Raw genomic sequence first — 7,921 nt, forward strand, 5'->3', positions numbered from 1 at the left:
CATGGAGCAATCTCTCGTCCGGCCGCGGTCGTTGACCCGTGCGGCCGCCGGGCTGCGGTCCGGTGCGCCGGGCCTGCCCGAGTCCGTGGACCGTTTCTGCGCGCTGGTCGAGCGGGTGGACCCGCTGATCCACGCCTTCGTGTCGGAGCCCGGGCGGCACGACCGACTGCGGGCGCGGGCACGGGAGTTGGCCACGCGGTACCCGGAGCCGGCCGGGCGGCCGGCGCTGTACGGGGTGCCGGTGGGGGTCAAGGACATCGTGCACGTGGACGGGCTGCCCACGCGCGGTGGATCCGCCCTGCCGCCAGGGGTGTTGGCGGGCCCGCAGGCCGTGGTGGTGGACCGGCTGCTGGCGGCGGGGGCGATGGTCGCGGGCAAGACGGTGACCGCCGAGTTCGCGGCGAGCGCCCCGGGCCCGACCCGCAATCCGCACCATCCGGGACACACCCCGGGCGGTTCCAGCAGCGGTTCGGCGGCGGCGGTCGCGGCGGGGCTGGTGCCGTTGGCGATCGGCACCCAGACGGTCGGCTCGGTGATCCGCCCGGCCGCGTACTGCGGGGTGGTGGGGTTCCGGCCGACGTACGGGCGGATCCCGATCGCGGGCGTGATCCCGAACGCGCCGAGCTTCGACACGCTGGGGGTGTTCACCGCCGATCTGGCGGGTGCGGCGTTGGCGGCTCCGCTGCTCTGTGACGACTGGCGGACCGGCCCCGTGCCGGACGCGCCCGTGCTCGGTGTGCCGGACGGCCCGTACCTGGAGCGGGCCGAGCCGGCCGCGCTGCGCGTCTTCGAGGAACGGGTGGAGCGGCTGGAGCGGGCCGGTTCGACGGTGCGCCGGGTGCCGTTGTTCCCCGACTTCGCCGAGATCATCCGGCAGTTGCAGATCGTGAACCGTTTCGAGCTGGCCCGCAGTCACGCCGACTGGTTCGCCCGGTTCGGAGGTCTGTACCGGCCGGAGACGGCGGCGAGCATCCGGGTCGGCCAGGGCGTGGCGGCCGAGGACCGGGCCGCCGCGCTGGACTTCCGGGAGCGGTTGCGCGAGCGGGTGGCGGCCGCGACCGCCGAAGCCGGGGTGGACCTGTGGCTGGCGCCCTCGGCGACCGGCGGTGCGCCGGAGGGCCTGCACAGCACCGGGGACGCGGTGATGTCGCTGCCGTGGAGCTTCCTCGGGCTGCCCGCGCTGAGCCTGCCGGCAGGCCGGACCGCGGCCGGGCTGCCGCTCGGCCTGCAGGTGGTCGGCGCGGCGGGCGGCGACGAGCGGCTGCTCGCCCAAGCCGCCGTGCTGGAAGGGGTGTTGGGCTAGAGGTCGGTGGGCTGAGGGGCGTCGGGCCGGGCGGCCGGTACGGGATCGCCCGGGTCGGCGGCCTCGGCGCGCCGGCTGCAGCGGGCGTACGGGGAGCGGCTCGACCTGGTAATGACCCAGGGGCTCGGCCGCCGGCAGATCATCGGGGAACCGACCGTCGTTGATCAGGTGATCGGTTTCATTTCCGCGGGACTGGGGGTAACTGTCGCATGAAGATCGTCGAACTGCACGCACGGGCCATGGAGTTGGCCGTCGAGGTGGTGGACACCGTACGGCCGGACCAGCTGGACCTCCCCACCCCCTGCGCCGGCTGGACGCTGCGCCGGCTGCTGGAGCACTGCGCCGGCCAGCACCAGGGCTTCGCCGCGGCCGCCCGCGGCGCCGGGCCGGACCTCGCGCTGTTCGCGGACGCCCCGGTCGACGCGGACCCGGCGGGCGTCTTCCGCCGGACCGGCGCCGACCTCACCGCCGCCTTCCGGGAGGCGGCCGCCGTCGACCGGGCGCTCTGGCTGCCCGAGATCCGCGACGGCGGCCCGTTCCCGCTCGCCCAGGCGGTGGGCTTCCACCTGCTCGACACCCTGGTGCACGGCTGGGACGTCGCCGCCGCGCTCGGCACCCCGGACGCCCTGGTCGCGGCGGTGGACGGCGACGACGCGTTGGCCGACGCCCTGTGGACGGTGACCGAGGCCGTCCCGAACACGCCGGAGGCCCGGGCGCCCGGCCGGGCCTTCCGCCCGGGCCTCGAACCCGGCGGCGGCGCCGGCCGGTTCGACCGCGCCCTGGCGCTGCTCGGCCGCGACCCGGCCTGGCAGGCCTCCTGAGGTCGTGTCCGCTCAGGGCGTGCCCGCCGAGGGCGTGCCCGCGAACTAGGCCTTCCGCTCCCGCTCCTCGTCCGGGAAGCGCGGACCGCCGATCAGGAAGAACAGTGCAGCGGCCGGAAAGCCGAGCGAGGCGGCCAGCAACACGATGAACTGCCAGAACATCTTCCGCTCCTCGTCAGTCCCGGGTCGGTCGGACACCCGAAGGTGGTACCAAACCTGACCGGCCCTGATTGGCCGAATTGTCCGGTCGCTATCCGACGGTATGGCTGAATCGCCCCCGATGCCACCGGACGACGGGCCCCGGCTCGCGCCACACTGACGCACGGGTCTGGGCGCGGGCCGGGGGCGGCGGCCACACTGTCGGGATGCAGCTACAGCTCGCAGGGGAAGCACGGCGGCCCGACCGGGAGAGCGAGGACTTCGCGGCGGCCTCGCCGGAGGCGCTGGTCCTGCTGGACGGCGCGAGTTCGCCGGCCGGCCTGGAGTCCGGGTGCCGGCACGGAACGGCCTGGTACGTCCGCCGGCTGGGGGTGCACCTGCTCGCCCGGCTCACCGACCGCGTGGACCGCTCGATCGCCGAGTGCCTGGCCGATGCCATCGTGGAGACGGCCGCGCTGCACGGCGGCCGCTGCGACCTCGCCCACTCCAACACGCCCGCCGCGATGGTGGTCGCGGCCCGGCGGCACGGCGAGTCGCTGGAGTACCTGGTGCTCGGCGACTCGCTGCTGGTGCTGGAGTTCAAGGACGGCCCGCCGAAGGTGATCGGGGACAACCAGCGCTTCCCCGGCGGGGAGGGGCTGCGCCGCCAGGTGTGGGCGACCGTCCCGGGCTCGGCCGAGCGGACCGCGCTGCACCTGGAGTACGCGCTGGCCGTGCGCGCCGCCCGCAACCGGGGCGGCGGGCCGTGGATCGCGGCCGCCAGCCCGCGTGCGGCCGAGCACGCCGAGACCGGCTTCGTCCGGCTGGACCAGCTGCACGCGCTGGCCGCGCTGACCGACGGCGCCTCGCGCTACACCGAGCGCTTCGGGCTGGGCAGTTGGGGCGACGTGCTGCGGCTGCTCGCGGAGTCCGGCCCGGGTGAGCTGATCGCCCAGGTCCGCGAGGTGGAGCGGGCGGACGCCACCTGCGAGCGCTGGCCGCGCGGCAAGGCCCACGACGACGCCTCGGCGGTCTACGCACTGCTGTAGCCGGGCCCGTGGGTGGAGACGAAACGGCGGGAGGGCCGCAGGTCGGAACCTGCGGCCCTCCCGTGGGGGCGGATCAGTGGGCGTCGGTCGGGATGGTGCCGAGGCGGCCGGCCTGGAAGTCCTCCATGGCCTGCTGGAGCTCCCGGTGGCTGTTCATCACGAACGGGCCGTACCAGGCGACCGGCTCGCGGATCGGCAGGCCGCCGAGGAGGACGACCTCGAAGTTGGCGCTGCGCGAGTCCTGGGCCCCGTCGGCGCGGATGGTGATCGAGTCGCCGTCGCCGAACACGACCGCCTGGCCCATCCCGAACGGGCGCCGCTCCGGGCCGGCCGAGCCCGTGCCGGCCAGGCCGTAGGCGAGGGCGTTGAAGTCCGAGCGCCAGGGCAGGGTGACCTGGGCGCCGGGGTTGACCGACGCGTGGATCATCGTGATCGGGGTGTGGGTGGCGCCCGGGCCCCGGTGGCCGTCGATCTCGCCGGCGATCACCCGGAGCAGTGCGCCGCCGTCCTCGGAGCTGAGCAGCTTGACGCTGCCGCCGCGGATGTCCTGGTACTTCGGGGCGATCATCTTGTCCGAGGCGGGCAGGTTGACCCACAGCTGGAGGCCGTGGAACAGGCCGCCGGACATCACCAGCGACTCCGGCGGGGTCTCGATGTGCAGCAGACCGGAGCCGGCCGTCATCCACTGGGTGTCGCCGTCGGTGATGACGCCACCGCCGCCGTGCGAGTCCTGGTGGATGAACGTTCCGTCGATGATGTACGTGACCGTCTCGAAGCCCCGGTGCGGGTGCCAGGGGGTGCCCTTGGGCTCGCCGGCCGCGTAGTCCACCTCGCCCATCTGGTCCATCATGATGAACGGGTCGAGGTACTTGGTGTTGATCTTGGCGAAGGCGCGGCGGACGGGGAAGCCCTCGCCCTCGTAGCCCTCGGGCGCGGTGGCCACGGTGAGGACGGGCCGGGCGCTCGCGACGGCCGGGTCCGGCGTGGTGACACGCGGAAGGGTCAGCGGGTTGTCGACGGTCACGGCGGGCATGTCGGCCTCCTTCGGGGGGTCTCTGGCCTACGTACAGGAGGATAGTTCAATCCTCAACAACAAGCAAGTTGAAAATTGAACTATGTAGCGACGAAGGAGCGCGCGCTCCTCTCCAGGATGGGTCAGTGTCGGCCGCCGCGCACGGCGTGGGGCGGCCCGGCCGTCCGTGAGGCGATGGCCGACGGCCGTGGAGCGGTCGTCAGCCGTACATCCGGCGCATGGTGAAGTCGACCATCTGCTCGACCGCCTTGGCGTCGAACACCATCCGGTGCTCGCCCTCCATGTCCAGCGCGAAGCCGTAGCCGGTCGGCAGCAGGTCCAGGACCTCGGCGCCGGTGACGGTGAAGTGCTTGGAGTCCTTGCCGGCGTAGCGGCGCAGCTCCTTGAGCGAGCTGAACATCGGGATCACCGGCGTCGGGGTGTTGTGCAGCGCGAGGAAGCCGGGGCGGTCGCCGCGCGGGCAGTGCACCTTCGAGGTGATGAAGATCGCCTGGAAGTCCTCGACCGCCATCGAGCCGGTGGTGAAGGCCCGGACGGCGTCCGCCAGCGACGGCGGGGAGGGCTCGGGGTACAGCGACTGCTGGGACGCCTGCCCCTGTGCGCCGTACGCGTCGGGTCCGGGCATGCCGTTCATGCCCGGCTGCGGACCCGCCTGCTGCTGGTAGGGGTCACCCGGGTATGCGTTCTGGTCATATCCGTACACACGGACAGGCTAGCGGGAGCGCACCCGCCCGCGCTGGCGTCGATCCTGACAAGGAGTGGTCGTCCCGACTTGTGGGACGTGACCACGTTCATAGGTGATTCATCGCCAGGGGCTTGCCCAAGTTACCGCTGGGTAGCATCATGATGCCTACTGGTGGGTACGGGACGCCCGAAAAGAGGCGGTCACCCGGAAGCGACGAACCGGAGAAAACAGGCCATGGGTCACTACAAGTCCAACCTGCGGGACGTGGAGTTCAACCTCTTCGAGGTGTTCGGTCGCGACCAGGTGTACGGCACTGGACCGTTCGCCGACATGGACGTCGAGACCGCGAAGAACATCCTGAGCGAGATCTCGCGCCTCGCCGAGAACGACCTCGCCGCGTCCTTCGCCGACACCGACCGCAACCCGCCGGTCTTCGACCCGGAGACCAACACCGCCCCGATCCCGGCCACGTTCAAGAAGAGCTACCAGACCTTCATGGACGCCGAGTGGTGGCGCCTGGGCATCCCGGAGTCGATCGGCGGCCAGGTCACCCCGAACTCGCTGATCTGGGCCTTCGCCGAGCAGATCCTGGGCTCCAACCCGGCCATCTGGATGTACTCCTCCGGCCCGGCCTTCGCCGGCGTCATCGCCGAGGAGGGCACCGAGGAGCAGCTCGAGGTCGCCAAGCGGATGACCGACCGCCTGTGGGGCTCCACCATGGTCCTCACCGAGCCCGACGCGGGCTCCGACGTGGGCGCCGGCCGCACCAAGGCGATCAAGCAGGAGGACGGCTCCTGGCACATCGAGGGTGTGAAGCGCTTCATTACCTCGGGCGAGCACGACATGTCCGAGAACATCATCCACATGGTGCTGGCCCGCCCCGAGGGCGGTAAGCCGGGCACCAAGGGCCTGGGCCTGTTCATCGTCCCCAAGTTCGACTTCGACTGGGAGACCGGCGAGCTCGGCGAGCGCAACGGCGTCTACGCCACCAACGTCGAGCACAAGATGGGCCTCAAGGCCTCGAACACCTGCGAGATGACCTTCGGTGCCAAGCACCCGGCCAAGGGCTGGCTGCTCGGCGAGAAGGTCGACGGCATCCGCCAGATGTTCAAGATCATCGAGTTCGCCCGCATGATGGTCGGCACGAAGGCCATCGCCACCCTCTCCACCGGCTACCTGAACGCCCTGGAGTACGCCAAGGAGCGCGTGCAGGGCGCCGACATCTCGCAGTTCCTGGACAAGACCGCCCCGCGCGTCACCATCACCAACCACCCGGACGTGCGCCGCTCGCTGCTGACCCAGAAGGCCTACGCCGAGGGCATGCGCGCGCTGGTCCTGTTCACCGCGTCCACCCAGGACGACATGATGGCCGCCAAGCTGCGCGGCGAGCGTGACGAGGCCGCCGAGCGCCTCAACGACCTGCTCCTGCCGATCGTCAAGGGCTACGGCTCGGAGAAGTCCTACGAGCAGCTCGCCCAGTCCCTGCAGACCTTCGGTGGCTCCGGCTACCTGCAGGAGTACCCGATCGAGCAGTACATCCGTGACGCCAAGATCGACACCCTGTACGAGGGCACCACGGCGATCCAGGGCCAGGACTTCTTCTTCCGCAAGATCGTCAAGGACGGCGGCCAGGCGCTGACCGCCCTGAACGAGCAGATCCAGAAGTTCCTCGCCTCGGAGGAGGGCGGCGACGCCCTGGCCGCCGAGCGCAAGCTGCTCGCCACGGCCGCCGGTGACCTGGAGGCCATCATCGGCAAGCTGCTCGCCGACCTCTCCTCGGTCGAGCAGGACGTCAAGAACATGTACAAGGTGGGCCTCAACACCACCCGCCTGCTGATGGTCTCCGGCGACGTCGTGGTCGGCTGGCTGCTGCTGCGTCAGGCCGCGGTGGCCCTGGCCAAGCTGGAGGCCGGCGCCTCCGAGAAGGACGTGCCGTTCTACCAGGGCAAGGTCGCGGCGGCCCGCTTCTTCGCCAAGAACATCCTCCCGACCGTCGCTCCGCAGCGGGCGATCGCCGAGGGCGTCGACAACGAGATCATGGAGCTGGCGGAGGAGGCCTTCTAGGCCGCGCCCACCCGTCGCCCGCCACCACCCTTCTCGGGACGCGCTGCGCGCGGCACCTCTTTGACCGTCTGGCGAAACCCTCACACCGAAGGGCCCGGCTGCCACCGGGCCCTTCGGTGTTCTCCAGGTGCTCCGTAGTGCCCCGGACGGTGCGGAGTTGGGCGCGCGCGGATCCCAGGTGTGCCCGGGTTCCGCACGGATGAGCTTCCGAATGCCATGTCCGTGTACGGGCATATGCTCAAGGTGCGAAGCCGACTCCCCATCCGGCTTCGGCCCTCCCTCGACCCAGGAGCAGTATGTCGACCGCCGCCCGACGGGCATTCTTCGACCGGACGCACACCGACGATCTGATCGCGTTCCTCGGCACTTCGCCGTCCCCGTACCACGCGGTCGCGAGCGCCGCCGAGCGCCTGGAGAAGGCGGGGTTCCGTCAGGTCGCCGAGACGGACGCCTGGGACGGGGCGGCGGGGGGGCGCTTCCTGATCCGCGCGGGCGCGCTGATCGCCTGGTACCTGCCGGAGGGGGCCGGCCCGGAGACGCCGCTGCGCATCGTCGGCACCCACACCGACTCGCCCAACCTGCGCGTCAAGCCGCTGCCGGACACCGGTTCGGCCGGCTGGCGGCAGGTCGCGGTGGAGATCTACGGCGGGGTGCCGCTGAACACCTGGCTCGACCGTGACCTCGGCCTGTCCGGCAGACTCGCGCTCAAGGACGGCAGCGCGGGGGGTGTTCCGCTTGGCGAACCGCCTCTTCCCGTTCCCCCCCCCCCCCCCCCCCCCCCCCCCCCAACCCCCCCCCACCCCCACCCCCCCCCCCACCCCCCCCCCC

7 protein-coding genes and 1 pseudogene are annotated in these 7,921 nt (G+C 71.9%); 5 read left to right on the forward strand and 3 right to left on the reverse strand.

What is annotated here, in order from left to right; translation table 11 throughout:
• Nucleotide 1 precedes the first annotated feature (1 nt).
• Together ACFQ87_RS04140 and ACFQ87_RS04145 are read left to right on the forward strand one after the other, a co-directional pair.
• The gene (locus ACFQ87_RS04140; RefSeq protein ID WP_380609001.1) at nucleotides 2–1,303 is read left to right on the forward strand and encodes an amidase; all 1,302 of its coding nucleotides are present in this window, start codon (nucleotides 2–4) and stop codon (nucleotides 1,301–1,303) included.
• Between the two features lie 209 nt (nucleotides 1,304–1,512).
• Nucleotides 1,513–2,124 carry a TIGR03086 family metal-binding protein gene (locus ACFQ87_RS04145; RefSeq protein WP_380609002.1) on the forward strand — a complete coding sequence of 204 codons (612 nt, stop codon included), beginning with the start codon at nucleotides 1,513–1,515 and terminating at the stop codon, nucleotides 2,122–2,124.
• Nucleotides 2,125–2,169: 45 nt separating this feature from the next.
• Here the strand turns inward: ACFQ87_RS04145 and ACFQ87_RS04150 are convergent, their stop codons facing one another.
• On the reverse strand, nucleotides 2,170–2,322 hold the full coding sequence (locus ACFQ87_RS04150) for a hypothetical protein (protein ID WP_380609003.1): 153 nt from the start codon (nucleotides 2,320–2,322) through the stop codon (nucleotides 2,170–2,172).
• Nucleotides 2,323–2,489: 167 nt separating this feature from the next.
• Between ACFQ87_RS04150 and ACFQ87_RS04155 the strand changes: the two genes are divergently transcribed.
• A complete protein-coding gene (locus tag ACFQ87_RS04155) occupies nucleotides 2,490–3,311 on the forward strand; it encodes an integrase (protein ID WP_380609004.1) in 822 nt (273 codons plus the stop codon).
• A 73-nt stretch (nucleotides 3,312–3,384) separates the two neighbouring features.
• Here the strand turns inward: ACFQ87_RS04155 and ACFQ87_RS04160 are convergent, their stop codons facing one another.
• Nucleotides 3,385–4,344 carry a pirin family protein gene (locus tag ACFQ87_RS04160; protein WP_380609005.1) on the reverse strand — a complete coding sequence of 320 codons (960 nt, stop codon included), beginning with the start codon at nucleotides 4,342–4,344 and terminating at the stop codon, nucleotides 3,385–3,387.
• 199 nt (nucleotides 4,345–4,543) lie between these two features.
• Nucleotides 4,544–5,047, reverse strand: coding sequence for an SseB family protein (locus tag ACFQ87_RS04165; protein WP_380609006.1), 504 nt, complete (start codon nucleotides 5,045–5,047; stop codon nucleotides 4,544–4,546).
• A 216-nt stretch (nucleotides 5,048–5,263) separates the two neighbouring features.
• Here ACFQ87_RS04165 and ACFQ87_RS04170 point away from each other — a divergent pair, with 216 nt between their 5' ends.
• A complete protein-coding gene (locus tag ACFQ87_RS04170; protein WP_380609007.1) occupies nucleotides 5,264–7,093 on the forward strand; it encodes an acyl-CoA dehydrogenase in 1,830 nt (609 codons plus the stop codon).
• A gap of 296 nt (nucleotides 7,094–7,389) precedes the next feature.
• Nucleotides 7,390–7,921, forward strand: a pseudogene (locus tag ACFQ87_RS04175) (hypothetical protein); the annotation flags it as partial.

The organism is Kitasatospora sp. NPDC056531 (assembly GCF_042794375.1).
GTDB lineage: Bacteria > Actinomycetota > Actinomycetes > Streptomycetales > Streptomycetaceae > Kitasatospora.

Excerpts from the sequence above, each read along its gene's own strand:
- ACFQ87_RS04145 (WP_380609002.1), top strand. The coding sequence starts at position 1,513 with ATGAAGATCGTCGAACTGCACGCACGGGCCATGGAGTTGGCCGTCGAG.
- ACFQ87_RS04140 (WP_380609001.1), top strand. The coding sequence starts at position 2 with ATGGAGCAATCTCTCGTCCGGCCGCGGTCGTTGACCCGTGCGGCCGCC.
- ACFQ87_RS04160 (WP_380609005.1), bottom strand. The coding sequence starts at position 4,344 with ATGCCCGCCGTGACCGTCGACAACCCGCTGACCCTTCCGCGTGTCACC.
- ACFQ87_RS04155 (WP_380609004.1), top strand. The coding sequence starts at position 2,490 with ATGCAGCTACAGCTCGCAGGGGAAGCACGGCGGCCCGACCGGGAGAGC.
- ACFQ87_RS04170 (WP_380609007.1), top strand. The coding sequence starts at position 5,264 with ATGGGTCACTACAAGTCCAACCTGCGGGACGTGGAGTTCAACCTCTTC.